15 protein-coding genes are annotated in these 15,773 nt (G+C 69.8%); 5 read left to right on the forward strand and 10 right to left on the reverse strand.

The features are described from left to right. Nucleotides 1-248: 248 nt before the first annotated feature. Nucleotides 249-671, reverse strand: a complete 423-nt coding sequence (locus tag ACLVWQ_RS35610) for a hypothetical protein (RefSeq protein ID WP_414113404.1) — start codon at nucleotides 669-671, stop codon at nucleotides 249-251. Between the two features lie 431 nt (nucleotides 672-1,102). On the opposite strand from ACLVWQ_RS35610, the gene ACLVWQ_RS35615 reads away from it, so the two are divergent. Next, complete coding sequence (locus ACLVWQ_RS35615; RefSeq protein ID WP_414113405.1) at nucleotides 1,103-2,083, forward strand: hypothetical protein; 981 nt, start codon at nucleotides 1,103-1,105, stop codon at nucleotides 2,081-2,083. A 199-nt stretch (nucleotides 2,084-2,282) separates the two neighbouring features. On the opposite strand, the gene ACLVWQ_RS35620 is transcribed toward ACLVWQ_RS35615, so the two are convergent. Beyond that, nucleotides 2,283-3,161 (reverse strand): helix-turn-helix domain-containing protein, encoded by an 879-nt coding sequence (locus ACLVWQ_RS35620; protein WP_414113406.1) that lies wholly within the window; start codon nucleotides 3,159-3,161, stop codon nucleotides 2,283-2,285. Between the two features lie 202 nt (nucleotides 3,162-3,363). Between ACLVWQ_RS35620 and ACLVWQ_RS35625 the strand changes: the two genes are divergently transcribed. The 3 genes from ACLVWQ_RS35625 (at nucleotide 3,364) to ACLVWQ_RS35635 (ending at nucleotide 5,354) form a co-directional block, all read left to right on the forward strand. Next, nucleotides 3,364-4,344 carry an SDR family NAD(P)-dependent oxidoreductase gene (locus ACLVWQ_RS35625; protein ID WP_414113407.1) on the forward strand — a complete coding sequence of 327 codons (981 nt, stop codon included), beginning with the start codon at nucleotides 3,364-3,366 and terminating at the stop codon, nucleotides 4,342-4,344. 140 nt (nucleotides 4,345-4,484) lie between these two features. Continuing rightward, nucleotides 4,485-5,120 carry a DUF4383 domain-containing protein gene (locus tag ACLVWQ_RS35630; protein ID WP_414113408.1) on the forward strand — a complete coding sequence of 212 codons (636 nt, stop codon included), beginning with the start codon at nucleotides 4,485-4,487 and terminating at the stop codon, nucleotides 5,118-5,120. 9 nt (nucleotides 5,121-5,129) lie between these two features. Continuing rightward, the gene (locus ACLVWQ_RS35635) at nucleotides 5,130-5,354 is read left to right on the forward strand and encodes an FmdB family zinc ribbon protein (protein ID WP_414113409.1); all 225 of its coding nucleotides are present in this window, start codon (nucleotides 5,130-5,132) and stop codon (nucleotides 5,352-5,354) included. On the opposite strand, the gene ACLVWQ_RS35640 is transcribed toward ACLVWQ_RS35635, so the two are convergent. The 4 genes from ACLVWQ_RS35640 to ACLVWQ_RS35655 all read right to left on the reverse strand — a co-directional run bounded on the left by ACLVWQ_RS35640 (nucleotide 5,351) and on the right by ACLVWQ_RS35655 (nucleotide 10,761). Then, a complete protein-coding gene (locus ACLVWQ_RS35640) occupies nucleotides 5,351-5,803 on the reverse strand; it encodes an N-acetyltransferase family protein (protein ID WP_414113410.1) in 453 nt (150 codons plus the stop codon). The genes ACLVWQ_RS35635 and ACLVWQ_RS35640 overlap by 4 nt on opposite strands. Nucleotides 5,804-5,941: 138 nt before the next feature. Continuing rightward, nucleotides 5,942-6,769 (reverse strand): HAD family hydrolase, encoded by an 828-nt coding sequence (locus ACLVWQ_RS35645; RefSeq protein ID WP_414113411.1) that lies wholly within the window; start codon nucleotides 6,767-6,769, stop codon nucleotides 5,942-5,944. Then, the gene (locus ACLVWQ_RS35650; protein ID WP_414113412.1) at nucleotides 6,769-9,459 is read right to left on the reverse strand and encodes a phosphoribosyltransferase; all 2,691 of its coding nucleotides are present in this window, start codon (nucleotides 9,457-9,459) and stop codon (nucleotides 6,769-6,771) included. Before ACLVWQ_RS35650 ends, ACLVWQ_RS35645 begins: the two co-directional genes overlap by 1 nt. Nucleotides 9,460-9,594: 135 nt before the next feature. Continuing rightward, nucleotides 9,595-10,761 (reverse strand): HpcH/HpaI aldolase/citrate lyase family protein, encoded by a 1,167-nt coding sequence (locus ACLVWQ_RS35655; protein WP_414113413.1) that lies wholly within the window; start codon nucleotides 10,759-10,761, stop codon nucleotides 9,595-9,597. A 220-nt stretch (nucleotides 10,762-10,981) separates the two neighbouring features. Between ACLVWQ_RS35655 and ACLVWQ_RS35660 the strand changes: the two genes are divergently transcribed. After that, complete coding sequence (locus tag ACLVWQ_RS35660) at nucleotides 10,982-11,890, forward strand: TerD family protein (RefSeq protein ID WP_414113414.1); 909 nt, start codon at nucleotides 10,982-10,984, stop codon at nucleotides 11,888-11,890. Between the two features lie 170 nt (nucleotides 11,891-12,060). Here the strand turns inward: ACLVWQ_RS35660 and ACLVWQ_RS35665 are convergent, their stop codons facing one another. The 4 genes from ACLVWQ_RS35665 to ACLVWQ_RS35680 all read right to left on the reverse strand — a co-directional run bounded on the left by ACLVWQ_RS35665 (nucleotide 12,061) and on the right by ACLVWQ_RS35680 (nucleotide 15,611). Then, on the reverse strand, nucleotides 12,061-12,798 hold the full coding sequence (locus ACLVWQ_RS35665; protein WP_414113415.1) for a TerD family protein: 738 nt from the start codon (nucleotides 12,796-12,798) through the stop codon (nucleotides 12,061-12,063). Nucleotides 12,799-12,920: 122 nt separating this feature from the next. After that, complete coding sequence (locus ACLVWQ_RS35670) at nucleotides 12,921-14,075, reverse strand: DUF475 domain-containing protein (RefSeq protein WP_414113416.1); 1,155 nt, start codon at nucleotides 14,073-14,075, stop codon at nucleotides 12,921-12,923. A 267-nt stretch (nucleotides 14,076-14,342) separates the two neighbouring features. Beyond that, nucleotides 14,343-14,918: a TerD family protein gene (locus ACLVWQ_RS35675; RefSeq protein ID WP_414113417.1), complete on the reverse strand. Its 576-nt coding sequence runs from the start codon at nucleotides 14,916-14,918 to the stop codon at nucleotides 14,343-14,345. 117 nt (nucleotides 14,919-15,035) lie between these two features. Continuing rightward, nucleotides 15,036-15,611, reverse strand: coding sequence for a TerD family protein (locus ACLVWQ_RS35680; RefSeq protein ID WP_414113418.1), 576 nt, complete (start codon nucleotides 15,609-15,611; stop codon nucleotides 15,036-15,038). Between the last annotated feature and the right edge of the window lie 162 nt (nucleotides 15,612-15,773).

Genomic DNA, 15,773 nt, shown 5'->3' on the forward strand with positions numbered 1-15,773 from the left:
CCGAGACCCTCAAAGCCATCGGCAAGCCTGGCAGGTCCTGGTAGATAAAGAACAAGCTCAGGGACGAGAAGGCCATCTTCACGCGTTCCATGGGATAGGGCATGCGGCTCGGTCGAGCTACGGAGCCTGCCTCTATTGGATTTCACGGCCCTTCAGTATGAAGCATAAAAGCAGGGATCCTCATTGCCGGAGTATCTGACCATCGCTGTGCAGGCGGCGGGCCGTGTGGCCGCCGCCTGCTTCCGTGGTCAGATGATGAAGAACTCGTTGCTGCGGATCCTTGAAATCGTGTTGTCGCCGAGGCGTAGCACTCCGACGAATTCATACGATCCGTTGGACTCGAAGTCCGCCGCGTTGACCGGCTCCGTGGTTGTCTTGACGTAGCCGTCGTTCGCGCCCGGTGTCACCTGCCTCCACCCGTTGTTCGAGTCGCCTGCCTGCTCGTTGCGGATCAGCGGGGCGAAGGTGGTGTTGTTGCCCGACGTGGAGCGGGCGCTGATGGTGAGGGTGTAGTTGTACTTGTTGTCGCCGGCCGGGTCGCTCGCGTCGGCCTCGATCATCAGGTAGAACGGCGACCTCGGGTTGCCGCCCACCTCGTTCGGAGTGTCGTCCTGCGTGCCGTTGGCGACGCTGGAAACGTACAGCCGCACAAGCTTCACGTCATTCGCCATGTAATGCCTCCCCCTGGGCTGAAGCGCCGCCCCATATGCGCTCCGTCATTTCGACAGAGGTGTAGCCCGACGTGGCATTCCGGTTTTCGGGCTTCGCCCTCCGGTCTGTCGGTCCGCAGAGGCCGGGCGCGCACCTCACCGCCCGTAGTGAGTGAGGCGCGTTTCAGTGATACATCCGGCGTCTCTGCCTGGCAAGAGACGAATGCGAGCCTGCGCATTTTGTAGTCCCGCGCGTACGGTCGGAAATGTCAGTGGCCTCTGTGAAGTCAGACAAAGAAAGAGCGTAAAGAAGCCTCAAGGAATGACGGACGCGTCCAGCGGCATCGCACCCACCGTCGTTGTGCCCACCATGCCCGTGCCCGTGCCCGTGTCACCGCCCGGCAGCGCGCCGTCCCCTAGGATTCCTGCGACCTATGGTTCTGGGGGGACAGTTGAGGTACCTACGTCTCGCGGGCGTCCTTGCCGCACTCGCCGTCACGGCGGGGTGCGGCGGCGGGGCCGCGTCCGATGCGAAACCGAGTGCGTCGGCCTCGTCGCCGGTGTGGCTCTCCTTCGGTACCACCGGGATCCGTGGGGACACCCGGCTCGGGATGTCCCTCGACCTCTCCAACACGGGGCAGCCCCGGGACGACGTCGCCGTGCGGGTCCGTATCGGGCTGCGCCATGCCGGCGATCCCCTGCCGGGGCTGGAGCGCAAGTTCGACGGCGGCTGGAAGAAGGTCGAACTCGCCCCGGACAAGCAGGGCTCGACCGGCACCTTCCGCATGGACCTGCCCCGGGGCAGCTCCCTCGCGTTCCTGCGTATCACTCCGCACGTCAGCCCCGAGACCGAGGGCGAGGGCCTTCCGGTGGACGTCACGATGACGGACGGCTCCCGCACACTCGCGCGCGAGCGGGAGACCGCGCGGCTGGCCACTCTCTCGCTCGACAGCCGTTCCCCTGAGCAACCCGCGGTCCTGCGCGAAGGGCGCTGGACCGAGGTGACGTACACGATCACCAATCACTCCCACAGCGCGTACCCGAAGGCCCAGGTCCAGGCGGAGTACCTCGCCTGCGCCACGGACTCGAACTCGGACTCGGACTCGACCGAGCCGGGCGCCCTGGACGGCTGCTCCGGCACGGCGTCCAAGGCCGGGGGAACCGTCCTGCGCACCCAGTGGCACGACGGCACCGGCTGGCGGGACGTCACCGCCCCGGACGACGGCTCGCCGCTCGCCGAGACGCTGACCATGCCGTTCGGCGCGCTGCCCGCGGACTCCGCGCGCAAGTTCAGATTCAGGTTCAGCGGGAGCGAGGAGCTCGGCCGTGACCTCGACCGACTCACCGTCACGGCCCGCGTCAACGGGAAAGCCGTCGGAGCTTCCGAGCGCTCGCTCGGCATCGCGTCCCCTCGCACCTTCGACATTCGATGACCCCAGATCCCAAGATCCCAAGATCGCCAGCCCCCCAGACCTCCAGACCTCCAGACCTCCAGACCTCCAGACCTCCAGACCTCCAGACCTCCAGATGGTGCGCCCCTAGGAGTACGGCTCACCGTTGAGTCGGCGTATGACGCGAGATCGTGGACCCGAACCCGAACCCGAACCCGAGTGACCGCTCAGCATGATCGCGTTACGAGCCCGACGGGCGGGACGTCGTCCAGCTCGCCATCAGGTGGAGCGCGTCCTGCGTGGGCGAATCGGGGGCCGCGCTGTACATGAGCAAGGTCTGGCCGGGGTCGGCGACGAGCGGCGTGGACTCAAAGGGCAGGGTGAGGGCGCCGACCAGGGGGTGCTCGATCCGGCGTGTTCCGGTGCGGCTGACGTGGACATCGTGACGGGCCCAGCGCGAGGCGAACTCCGGGCTGCGAGCGGCGAGTTCGTCGACCAGCTCGGTGACGGCCCGGTCGCACGGGTTGCTGCCGGACTCCGCCCGCAGGGCGTTCGCGGTGTCGTCCGCAATCACGGCCCAGTCGCGCCAGAACGTTCGTGCGGCGGGGTCGGTGAAGACGAAGCGGGCCGTGTCGGCGTTCCCGCAGGCGCCGTACATCGGCTGGTAGAGGGCCCGCCCCAGAGCATTCGCGCCGACGACGTCCAGGCGTCCGTCGAGGACCAGTGCGGGTGTGGTCGTCATGGAGTCGAGGATGCGTTGTACGGAGGGGCGCAGCTCGACCGCTCCGGTGACCGGGCGGCACGGCCGTATGCCGCCACCGGAACGGATCAGGTCCAGCAGGTGGGCGTGTTCGGTTCCGTCGAGGCGCAGGGCACGGCTGACGCTCTGCAGGACGCTCTCGGACACCCCGCGGGCGTCGCCGCGTTCGAGGCGGATGTAGTACTCGACGCTGATCCCCGCGAGAGCGGCGACCTCTTCACGGCGTAGGCCCTCGACCCGCCGGTTCGCGTTCACGGCGGGCAGGCCGACCTGGCCGGGTGTGAGGCGGGACCGCCGGCTGGTCAGAAAGTCCCTGACCTGTCGGCGTATCTGTGTCCTGGCCTGCGCGCTGGCTCCCATTTGTCTGATTTTATGCGAACGGGCGTACGTGTGGGAGTCACGCTCAGTACCCCCTTCGCAGACTCTGCCTCAACCGCCCCAGGGCTGTTTCTCTGGATAGCGCGCCGCCCTCCGAGGCCGCGTCCTCACCATCTCGCTTCTCGCCATCTCGCCATCCTCACCTGCACGTTTTCTGGAGAGAACCTTGCCTACCTCGCGAACCTTGACTACACCGCAGAAGCCCATCGGCTCCGGTTTCGGAGCGACGTCGACCACCGCGGAGGTCCTCGCCGGCGTCGATCTGAGCGGCCGCACCGCCCTGGTCACCGGAGGTTATTCCGGTGTCGGTCTGGCCACCACGCGGGCACTGGTCGGTGCGGGCGCCCACGTGATCGTGCCCGCGCGACGCCCCGACGTCGCGCACGAGGCCCTCGCCGAGCTGCACGAGGTCGAGGTCCAGGTCGAGGTCGACGAACTCGACCTCGCGGACCTGGACAGCGTGGCGGCCTTCGCGGACCGCCACCTGGCCACGGGACGCGGCCTCGACCTGCTGATCGGCTCCGCCGGCATCATGGCGCCGCCGCTGCGGCGGGTGGGCCGGGGCTGGGAGTCGCAGTTCGCCACCAACCACCTGGGCCACTTCGCCCTGGTCAACCGCCTGTGGCCGGCGCTGGCCGACGGCCGCGGGGCCCGCGTGGTGGCGGTCTCCTCCCGCGGGCACCGCTTCGCCGGGATCCGCTGGGACGACCCGCACTTCGAGTCCGAGCCGTACGACAAGTGGGTCGCCTACGGCCAGGCCAAGACGGCGAACGCCCTGTTCGCATCGCGACTCGACGCTCTGGGCCAGGACGCGGGCGTCCGCGCCTTCTCGGTGCACCCTGGCGTCATCGACACCAACCTGCAACGCCACCTTCCCCTGGCGGAACAGGTCGCCATGGGCTGGACGAACGAGGACGGCACCCCCAAGGACCCGGCCGCCTTCAAGTCGCCGGAACAGGGTGCCGCCACCTCCGTATGGGCGGCCACCTCACCCCGGCTCGCCGGTCTCGGCGGCGTCTACCTCGAAGACTGCGAGGTGGCCGAAATCGCCACCGACCCGTTCGACATGGCGACCGGAGGCGTCGCCCGGCACGCCACCGACAAGAACGACGCCGCACGCCTGTGGGACCTGTCGGCACAGCTGACCGGCGTCGACGCCTTCTGACGAGCCGCGGCACGGCATCCGCTCTCACCCGGGGCGCCGCGGCGTCGACCGGCGCGGTCGGCCGGTTGGCGGGACCTCCGTCCCCGGTGGATGCTGGGGAGGTACGGACGGCCTCCGCTCGCACCCGAGGAGGCGGACACATGGCCACGCATGTCACTCACACGCTGCGTACGGCGCCCACCCGGCGGATCAGGCTCGACGAGCATCTGCCCGTCGACCACCGGCTCAGCATGTTCTACCGGATCGGCGCGGGGCTGATGGGCCTCGTGCTGCTCGCCTTCGGCATCCTGGGGCTGATCGACAAGGTCGGGTTCTTCGACACCCGCGGCGACACGGTCACCGGGCTGAACACCAACGGCGCGCTCAGCGTGCTCTCGATCTGCGCCGGGCTGCTGCTCCTCGTCGGCATGGTGATCGGCGGCAACGTCGCCTCGACGGTCAACATGGTTCTCGGGGTCCTCTTCATCCTGAGCGGCTTCGTGAACCTCGCCCTGCTCGACACGGGCCTCAACTTCCTCGCCTTCCGCATCCAGAACGTGCTGTTCAGCTTTGTGGTCGGCGTGATGCTGATGTTCTTCGGGATGTACGGGCGCGTCGGCTCGGCCCTGCCCCACGACAACCCGTACTGGCGCTCCCGCAACCCCGAACAGGCCGCCCGCGAGCAGCGCGTCAGGGCGGGCGCCGAGCTGCGGGCGCAGGCCCTGGGCAGGGGGCAGGGCAGGGGTCAGGGCAGGCGGACCGGCTCACACATGGGGCAGGGGCGCCCCGCCCGCTAACCTGTGCCCATGCCTCGCTATGAATACCGGTGCCGGACCTGTGGCGACACCTTCGAGAAGAGCCGCCCGATGGCCGAGTCCTCCGTCCCCGCGGCCTGCCCGTCCGGTCACGACGACACGGTGAAGCTGCTGTCGACGGTGGCGGTCGCGGTGGGCGGCTCCGCCTCGGCACCCGCCCCCGCGCCCCAGGCCGGTGGCGGCGGTGGCTGCTGCGGCGGAGGCTGCTGCGGCTAGCGGTGCGCCCCGGATGACCCGGATGACCGGGACTGGTCCCCCTGGGGCGTCCAGCGGAGGGTCATGTCGGGCAGGTTCTCCATGTTCCGGCTGCCGTCGCTGGTGTCGAGCACGATGAAGCCATGCCGTTCGTAGAACGCGCGAGCGTCGGTGTTCTGCTCGAAGACGTGCAGGGACACCCCGTCGGGGCTGTGCCGTCTGACCTCGTCGAGCAGCAGCGTGCCGATGCCCTGGCGGCGGACGTCCGGCCGCAGATAGAGGTGGTCGAGCATGTCGCCCTCGAGCGCGGCATAGCCGAGGACCTCCGTGTCGCGCACCGCCACCCACACGCGGCACCTCTTGAGCAGGACGGCCCCGACCCACTCGGTGACCTCGTCGTGACTGCGCCGCTGCGGGGGCAGGTAGGGCATCGTCGTCACCCGGGAGGCCAGGTGGATACGTGCGATCACCGCCGCGTCCGCCGCACCGGCGAGCCGGATCTCCGTACCACCGACATCAGTCCTGCCGGCACCAGTCCCGCCGGCACCAGTCCCGCCGGCACCAGTCCCGCCGGCATCAGCCATGGCGCATCGTCCAGGTCACGGCGGTCATGACGCCTGCCTGATCTCCCCGAGGAACTCCCCGAGGATGCGTTCGCCCGCCGCCACTCCCCGCTCCGGGAGCGCCGTGACCCCCGGTGCCGTCCAGCCCGCCTCGGCCAGTTCGCCGTGGCCAGGGCGCCAGGCCCGGTCCGCGGCCAGCAGGAGGTCGGCGTCCAGGAGGGAGTCGCCGGCCGCGAGGGTGCGGGGCGTTCCCGTGCGGCGGGCCACCTCGCGCATCGCGGCGCTCTTGGTGAGCGGCTTCGGGACGGCGTAGATCTTGCGGCCCTGGACCGAGACGGTCCAGCCGCGGTTCTCCGCCCAGTCGGCCAGCTCCTTCACCCACTCCTCGGGCAGCAGTTCGCGGTCGACGACGAAGTACACGAACAGGTCCTCGGCGACCCGCTGCTTGAGCACCCAGGCCGGGTCGGCGGTGGCCCCCATGTGCGCGCGCACCTCGTCCAGCGGGGCGCACTCGCTTGCCAGGCGCTCCGTCACCAGGGCCTGCCACCGCGGGTCGGAGACGCCGTCGACCAGGAGGTGGCCGCCGTTCGCGCAGATCGCGTACTTCGAGGCCGGGCCCGGGAGCTGGATGCGCCGGTACTGCTCGCGGGTACGGGTCGTGGTGGGGACGAAGTCCGCCGCCTCGCCCAGTTCGCTGAGCAGCCCGGCCGCGGTCTCGGTCACGTACGACAGCGGCTTGCCCTCGTACACCTCGACGCAGAGCAGCCGGGGCGCCTGTGCGTCGGGGCCGGTCAGCGCGAGCGCGTTGGCGGAGTAGATGAGCGTGCGGTCCAGGTCGCTGGCGACCAGCACGCGCGGCGCGGTGCCGGGCATCAGACCGTCACCGCCTTGCCGTCGGCACCGGTCGCACCGCGCGTGTACTTCGGGTGGATCAACCCCACGCAGGTGTACGGAAGTCCGTCCACCTCCTCGACCGGTACGCCCCGCTGTTCGGCGAGCAGGCGTACGTGGTCGAGGTCGGCGCCCGCTCCGGCGCGCGCGAGGATCTTCCAGGGGACGCGGCGCAGCAGCACCCGGGTCGCCTCGCCGACGCCCGGCTTGACGAGGTTCACGTCGTGGATGCCGTACTCCTCGCTGATCCGCTCGACGGCCGCCCAGCCCTCCCAGGTCGGGGCGCGGTCCGCGGAGAGCAGTTCCTTGACCCGGTCGTCCACCGCGTCGCCGACCTCGTCGAAGCGTGCGGAGATCCCGTCGAGGAACTCCACGGAGACGTCCACGTCGGCGAGTTCGCGGTAGAACTTCGCCCCGTGGTAGTCGTGCTCGCCGACCAGGTCTGCGCGGAGCACCGTACGCGAGATGAGCCCGGAGACAGTGGAGTTGAGGCAGGCGGACGGGATGAGGAAGTCCTCGCGGGTGCCGTACGTGCGCACGCAGGAGCCCGGGTCGGCGAGCACCGCGATCTCCGGGTCGAAGCCGCTGATCCCGTCGGACGCCTCGAACTCCTCGATGGCCTGGGCGAGTTCGCGGGTGATGGCGCCCTTGCCGGTCCAGCCGTCCACGAACACGACGTCGGCCGGGGTGTGGTGGGCGGCCAGATAGCGCAGCGCGTTGGCGTCGATGCCGCGGCCGCGCACGATGGAGACGGCGTAGTGGGGCAGGTCGACGCCGTGGCGGTGCTGGGCCCAGCGGCGCATCAGGACGCCGACGGGGGTGCCGGCGCGGGCCAGCGAGACGAGCACGGGGCGCGGTGAGCGTTCCGCGAGGACCGTCTCGGTGACCGCGCCGACGGCCGTGGCGATGCGGGCGGCCGAACCGGCGAGCGCGTCGCGGAACAGCTCCTGGTACTGGGGGCTGGGCTGGTACTCCACCGGGAGCGACTCCGCGTAGTGGGCGCCGCCGCTCTGGATGGCCTCCTCGCGCTCCTCGGTCGGCGCCTCCAGACGGGTGTCCGAGAGGTCCTGCAGCAGCCAGCCGACCTCGTCCGACGCGTACGAGGAGAAGGCGGGGCCGCGGAGGGGCTCGGGCAGCATGGAGGGCCTGTCACTTTCGTCGAACCGTTCGATGGACTGGACGGCGGGCCGCTCGGCGGGCTGCTCGGCGGGCTGGGCGTACGGCGGGACGTACGACGGGACCACCGCCAGCAGTACGCTCCCCGCGTGGGCCGACAGTTGCGCCAACAGGCCGTCCGGGGCGTGCAGTTCGGGGGTGTCCGCGGTGGAGTCGAGCACGGCGACGACCGCGTCGAAGCCGGCGCCCGCGACGTTGTAGGCGTACCGGTCGCCGGGACCGTCGGCCGGGTCGTCGTGGGCGGGGAAGACGAGCCGGGTGCGGATCGCGTAGCCCGGGTCGTCGACGGCCAGCACGGGCGAGCGGGTGGTCGTGGAGTAGCGCACCTCGGCGTCGGTGAGCTTCTCCAGCGCGACCGCGAGCCGCAGCGGCGCGTACATCAGCTCCTCGAAGCCGAGGACGAGGACGCGGCCACGGGCGGCGTCGGGCGGCAGTGCCTCGGCTATTCGGGCCGCCATCGCGGGCAGCGCGCCCTCCAGGCGGACGCGGTGCTCGGGCGTGAAGCCGTGCCGTCCGCCGTCGGCGAGGCCCCGCGGCCAGCCGAGGTCCACGCGCGCGACGGTGCCGGGCGCCGGGTGCTCGGGGCGGGCCGCGGTCGCCACGGCCGCGCCCGGTGTACGCGGCTCGTGCTCGGCGACCAGCGCCTGCCCCTTCTCCAGTACGCCGTCGGGCAGCCGTACGGTGCCGGAGGCGGCTGTCACCAGGTCCACGGTCGCGTCGATCTCCCGGGCGAAGTCCGCCAGGCGGCCGAGGTCGGCCGCGGAGCGCATGTCGACCAGGGCGACTATCACGTACCGGCCGCGCGGATGGCGTGCGTGCAGGTCACGGATGGTGTTGAGGACCGTGTTGCCGGTGGAGAACTCGTCGTCCACGAGGACGAGCGGGCCGTCGGTGGCCAGCAGGGCGGGGTTCTCCGGGAGCAGCAGGTGCGAGGTGGCGTGCGAGTGGGACTCCTCGAAGCCGCCCGCCGTCGCGACGCCCTCGACCGGGCGCCGGGTCGAGTGGAGGCAGGGCGCGAGGCCCACGCCGTCCGCGACGGAGTGGCCGAGCCCGGTGGCCGTCTCGGCGTACCCGAGGACGACGGCTCGGCCGGCCTGCTCCTCGCCGAGCAGGTCGCGCACGCGCAGCCCGAGCGCGAACCCGTACCCGTACACGACGGCGGGTGACTGCGGTACGTGCTTGCCCAGCACGTTGGACACGAGCAGGTGCGCCCGCTTGGGGTTGCGCCGGAGCGCGAGCCCGAGCAGCTCTCCGAGCCCCTCGTCCCCGACGAGCTCGACACCGAGGCGCCCGGCGACCCAGCTCCCGGACCAGACCTCGACACCGGCTCCCTCACCGGCTCCCTCGGCGCCCCGTTCGCCGGACCCGGACCTGGTCTCGGACCTGGTCTCGGACCTGGTCCCGGCCCTGGCTCCGGCCTTGGTTCCGGCCTTGGTTCCGGGGCAGAAGCCCGTCGCGGACCAGACCCCGGACCCGTCGTGCACAACCTTGTTCATGGATTCCTTGTGTGTCAGCCGGGAAGGTGGGGGCAGCCGGGCATGTGTACCGGACCGGGGCCGGTGGACCGGGGCCGGTGGACCGGCCGGGGGCCCGTGGAACGGCCGCGAGCCTGTCTATCAGCCGGGGCGGGGTCAGCCGGGAATTCCGGCCGCCAGCAGCTCCACGAAGCCGATGTCCTCGTTGGTGACGCCGAAGACCTCGGCGCGCTGGAGGGTGCGCTCCGCCCAGGCGCGGTGCGGCTTCACCTCGTTCATCTTGTTCGTGTACGCGGACCGCAGCACGCCCCCGCCGCCCCGCTCGGGCCGCAGGATGTCCTGCGCGTCGCTGAACTCCTCGTGGCTGACCACGGACAGGGCGTGCACGGGAAGTACGTGCGAGGGGTGTATGCAGGTCTTGCCCTGGAGACCGTTGGCCCGGTCCAGGGAGATCTCCCGCAGCAGGCCGTCCATGTCGTGCTCGATCAGCGCGGCACGCAGGCCCTGGGCCTTCGGGCTGAAGGGGCTGCTGCGCAGCTGTGGCTTGAACATGCGCTCCTGGACGCGGAAGTACTCCCACACGGGCCCGGTCACGGTGAATCCGGTGCCGTCGGCGCGGCCGAGCACATTCACCACGTCCGCGATCACGGAGGCCACTATCTGCACGTCGTACGCGGTCATGTCGGGCGCCCTGCGCAGCCCGTACACCGAGCAGAAGTCGGTGACGCCGAGCCGCAGGGCGAGTACGCGGTCGCGGTACTTGTCGACGGCCCGGAAGATGCCCGCGAGGGTCTCCACCCGCGACTCGCGGTACAGCAGGTCGGGCGACTCCAGTACGGGCATGGCGAACAGCCGCCGCCCGCTGACGCCCTCGGCCTCGGTGAGCGCCTCCAGGAACGGGATGCCCCGCTCCTCGGTGAACTTCGGCAGCACGAACCCCGACAGGAGCCGCACGGACGCCCCGAGCCGGCGGACCAGGTCGGGTATCTGCTCCGGCGCTCTGACCCGGATGAAGAGCAGGGGCAGCTCGGTCTCGGGGCAGCGTTCGGCCAGGTCCTTGAACTGCCTGACGAGGTTCTCCTCGGCCACGGTGACGTCCGCGTCGCCGATCGAGTCCTCCAGGCAGACGACCATCGAGACGACACCCTGACCGGTCTGCTTCACGATGTCGTCGGCGAGCTTCTGCCTGGTCGCGGGCGAGTAGAGGGTGGCTCCGAGCGCGGCGGCGAGCACTTTGGGCGAGGAGTCCGCCGAGAAGTGGCAGGGCTCCTGGAAGAAGAGGCGCTCGCGCACCTCAGGGGCCAGTTGGCCGAAATGACGCATGAGACTCCCCCGAGACGGCTGAGTGGCCTGTTGATATGTGGCCGGTAATAGTACGTAGATTTCCGTGTCCGGGGTTCCCATCCGGCATGAAATTCAGGTAACGCGGACAAACACCATTGTGCCGCCCGACCGTGAGCCGGGGCGGACGGACCGTGCGCCGGGGCGGACGGGAGGGCACCCCGCGTTGTCGTGAGCAGGCCCGGGAAGGCAGGATGACCGCATGACGCACGCCATGCTGAAGGGGTCGAACGTCCCGCTGGACGCCACGGCGGTGCGCGCCGTGCTGCGCTGGACGCCGGGGCGGGGCGTCCCTGACGTGGATGTCTCGGCGCTGCTCCTGAGCACCGACCGTGTGCGGTCCGACGAGGACTTCGTCTTCTACAACCAGCCCCGGCACCCTTCGGGCAAGGTCTGGCGGCTCGGCAAGAAGCGTGTGAACGACGGTCTCGCCGAGGGACTCACCGACTCGATCCAGGCGGACCTGGCGGGCGTCGACAGCGGTGTGGGGCGGATTCTCCTTGTCGCGTCCGCCGAGGACGTCACCTTCGACCTGGTGCCGGCGCTGCGGATTCTGGTGTTCGACGCCACGATCGGGGACGCCGAGCCGCTGGCGTACTTCGACGTGAAGCCGGAGACCGGCGAGGAAACCGCGCTGATCTGCGGTGAACTGTACCGCCGCGGCGACGGCTGGAAGTTCCGGGCGCTCGGCGAGGGCTACTCGAACGGCCTGCAGGGTCTGGCGTCCGACTTCGGCATCCTGGTGAACGAGTCGGACCCCGAGGAGGGGCCGGCGTCCGCCGGGCAGGCCGGATCGCAGCCGCTGCCGCCCGAGCAGCCCACGCAGCAGGTGCCCCGGCAGGTCCCTCAGCAGCCGGTCCAGCCGGCGTACGGCTATCCCCCGGCCGCGCCAGGCCCTGACCCCACGCGGCAGCAGCCGCCCGCCACCCAGCCCGCGTACGGCTATCCGCAGCCCACCAGCCAGCCCGCCTACGGGTATCCGCAGCCGGCGCCGGCCCAGCCCGCCCCGGCGACCGCCCAGTCCGGCTACGGCTACCCCCAGCCGGTGGGCGCCCCCCTGGACCCGGACTTCCGCCTGCCGCCCCAGGGCCCTCAGTTCATCGGCCGCTGAGCGCTCCGCGCTCTTCCCGGGGCCCGGGAGGCCGCCGCGTTCGGGGGCGCGGGGAACCGCGCGTTCAGCCACAGCGAACCCGCAGCCGCCACCGAGCGCACGCTCCCGAGCCCACCGGCGCCTCGGCGGAGCCGCTCATGTCCACGGCCCCGCGCGCCTGACGGGGCACGTCAACGGTCGGCCTTCGCCTTGTAGCCGCGGCCCCACTGCAGGCCCCACCCGTAGAGCCGGTCGAGCTCCGCCTGGAATCCGTACACGAACTTCACCTCGCGGCGCACCACGAGTTCGTTCTTGACGTTCTCGATCATGACCACCGCGCAGGACCTGGCCTGGGAGTGGCGCTCGTCGAGGCCTATCTCGATCCGGGGACCGTTGCTCGGGTACATCGTCACGATGGCGTGCGTACGGTCGAAGGCGGGGGTCTGGTCGTAGATGTAGACGAAGATCAGGAGCCGCTTTATCTCCGCGCGGTGATCGAGGTTCACGAAGATCGTCTCGCCGGAGCCCGAACCGAAGCGGTCGTCACCGCTGAGCTTCACGTACGGCGCGCCGTTGAGCTCGCCCAGGAAGCCGCCGAGCGGCTGGACGACGCCCTTGGTGCCGTCGGCGAGCTCGTACATGCAGCCCAGGTCGAGGTCGACGTTGACCATGCTCTGGGTGTGCGCCTGCACCACTTCGGGCTTGAGCGCCTTGAAGGGGTGGCGCAGCAGGCTCTCCCGCCGGGCCCCGCCGATGTCGGAGGTCCGCATCCGCCAGGACAGGTTGACGCGGAGGTTGCCGGTGGCCGCGCCCTGTTTGGTGAGCGAGATCGTGTGGTTCCGCTTGGTCAGTTCGATGGCGTTGGTCGCCGCGCTGCCCGAGTCGAACTCCGTCGACCGGCCGCGCCACAGGTTTTCCCAGAATTGCATTCCCGCCCCCACCTTCTCCTGCTCACCCCGACGAAGCGCCGGGGACCGTCACGCGGCAAGGGCGGTCGCCGAGGACTCCTCGGCGACCGCCCCTCACAGAGCGTTCCTCAACGGGACCGGTGTCACACCCCGGACGAGACCTCTGTCTTGTCGCCCTTGTCGTCCGAGGAGTCGGCTTTCCCTTCCGCGGCCTCCAGCGCCTTGTTGCGGCGCACGGAGGACCAGAAGGACCAGGCGATCAGGACGACGCCGACCAGGCCGGTGATGATCTCGTTGACCTCGAAGCGGATGGTCACGAGGAGGATCATGGCGAGGGCGCCGATGGCGTAGTGGGCGCCGTGCTCCAGGTAGACGTAGTCGTCGAGGGTGCCCTGGCGGACCAGGTACACGGTCAGCGACCTGACGTACATCGCGCCGATGCCCAGGCCCAGCGCCATCAGGACGATGTCGTTGGTGATGGCGAAGGCGCCGATGACACCGTCGAAGGAGAAGGACGCGTCCAGGACCTCCAGGTAGAGGAACATGAAGAACGCGGCCTTGCCGATGAGCACCTTCGCGGAGACCTGCTTGCCCTCGCGCTTGGCCTCCTCCTCGGCCTCGTGCTCGCGCTCCTCGGCTTCCTCGAGACGGTTCTCGAAGAAGCCCGAGAGCCCGCCGACGACCAGGTACGTGATGAGGCCGGCGACGCCGGCGAGCAGGACGGTCTCCGCCTTGTCCGCGGAGCCCGCGTGCAGGTGGGCCTGCGGGGCCAGGAACAGCGCGGTGACCAGCAGGATGATGAGCGCGATGCAGGCCGACAGCATGTCGACCTTGCCGAGCTTGGCGAGCGGGCGCTCCAGCCAGCCGAGCCACTTGATGTCCCGGTCCTCGAAGATGAAGTCGAGGAAGATCATCAACAGGAACATGCCACCGAACGCGGCGATCGACGGGTGGGCGTCGGTGACCAGTTCCTGGTAGCGGTCGGCGTCGTTCAGTGCCAGGTCGACGGCCTCGATGGGGCCGAGCGAGGCGCTGATCGCGACGATGACGACAGGGAAGACGAGCCGCATTCCGAAGACGGCGATCAGGATGCCGACGGTGAGGAAGATCTTCTGCCAGAAGGCACTCATCTTCTTCAGGATTCCGGCGTTGACCACGGCGTTGTCGAAGGACAGCGAGATCTCGAGGATGGACAGGATCAGCACGATCCCGAACGCCGTCCATCCGTCGATCAACACCGCTGCGACCAAGCCGAGCGCGGTGACCGCGAACGACCAGCCGAAGGTTTTCAGAACCACTGGCTACCCAATCGTGAGTTGGGGGGCTACCCCCGGACGAAGTCCGGAGGGAGTTTCCCCCCGCCGTACCCGGCTTTACGAAACATTGACCTCGAAGTCTAGAGGTCCGACTTCCCGGAGGAGAGGGCCGGGCCCGTTCGCTCGGAGAGTCGCAGGTCCAGGGGGTGCAAACCCAGGAGACGCCCCTTCGGCCACCGGGGGAACCTCTCTTTCGGGACACCGTGGCCGGTCTTCGCCCGCGAAGGTCGCCTTCCGCGTGCGCGCGCTTTACGAAACGTTGACCCCGAAGTCCAGGGCGATGCCGCGCAGACCGGACGCGTACCCCTGGCCCACCGCGCGGAACTTCCACTCGCCGCCGTAGCGGTAGACCTCGCCGAAGATCATCGCGGTCTCCGTGGAGGCGTCCTCGGAGAGGTCGTAGCGGGCGAGCTCCTGGCCGTCGGCCTGGTTGACGACCCGGATGAAGGCGTTGTTCACCTGGCCGAAGGTCTGGCCGCGATTGTCGGCGTCGTGGATCGAGACCGGGAAGACGATCTTGTCGACGTTGGCCGGCACCTTGGAGAGGTCGATGAGGATGGACTCGTCGTCGCCCTCGCCCTCACCCGTGAGGTTGTCGCCGGTGTGCTCGACGGAGCCGTCGGGGCTCTTGAGCTGGTTGTAGAAGATGAACCACTCGTCGCCGAGCACCCGGCCCGCGTTGCACAGCAGGGCACTGGCGTCGAGGTCGAAGTCGGCTCCGGTGGTGGAGCGTGCGTCCCAGCCGAGCCCGATCAACACCTGGGTGAGGTTCGGTGCGGCCTTGGAGAGGGAGACATTGCCCCCCTTGGCGAGCGTGACGCCCATGTTCTGGTCCTCTCCGGTCGAGCCATGAAGCCATTGGGATGTCTTGCACGTCCGGCGCCGCACCAGGAGTGTGCGACGCCGGACGGGAACGATGGAGCTGTGAAGCGGTGGAACGGCTCAGACGTTGACGCCGAAGTCCTGCGCGATGCCGCGCAGACCCGACGCGTACCCCTGGCCGATGGCGCGGAACTTCCACTCCGCGCCGTGCCGGTACAGCTCGCCGAAGACCATGGCGGTCTCCGTCGAGGCGTCCTCGGAGAGGTCGTACCGGGCGATCTCCGCCTCGCCGGCCTGGTTCACCACGCGGATGAACGCGTTGCGCACCTGGCCGAACGACTGCTGGCGGTTCTCGGCGTCGTAGATCGAGACCGGGAAGACGATCTTCTCGATCTCGGCCGGGACCCCGGCGAGGTTGACCTTGATCTGCTCGTCGTCGCCCTCGCCCTCACCGGTGGTGTTGTCGCCGGTGTGCTCGACCGAGCCGTCCGGGCTCTTCAGGTTGTTGAAGAACACGAAGTTGGCGTCGCTGCTGACCTTGCCGTCCGCGTTCGTGAGGATGGCGCTGGCGTCGAGGTCGAAGTCGGTACCGGTGGTGGTGCGGATGTCCCACCCCAGACCGATGATGACCGCGGTCAGGCCCGGGGCCTCCTTCGACAGCGATACGTTGCCGCCCTTGCTGAGGCTGACTCCCACGAGTCCTCCCATTGGTGTCCGGGGGCGGGAAGCCCCGCAGTGCGTTGGTATCGGATCAACGTTTCGATCCTAGTGAGGGGTTCCCCACCACCGCAGGCCCTGAGCACGAAGAATCCCGAAGTGTCGGCATCCCCGCACCTTCGGGGCCGCTGCGGCGCCGTG

The sequence above is a fragment of the Streptomyces sp. CWNU-52B genome (genome assembly GCF_047444975.1).
Lineage (GTDB): Bacteria > Actinomycetota > Actinomycetes > Streptomycetales > Streptomycetaceae > Streptomyces.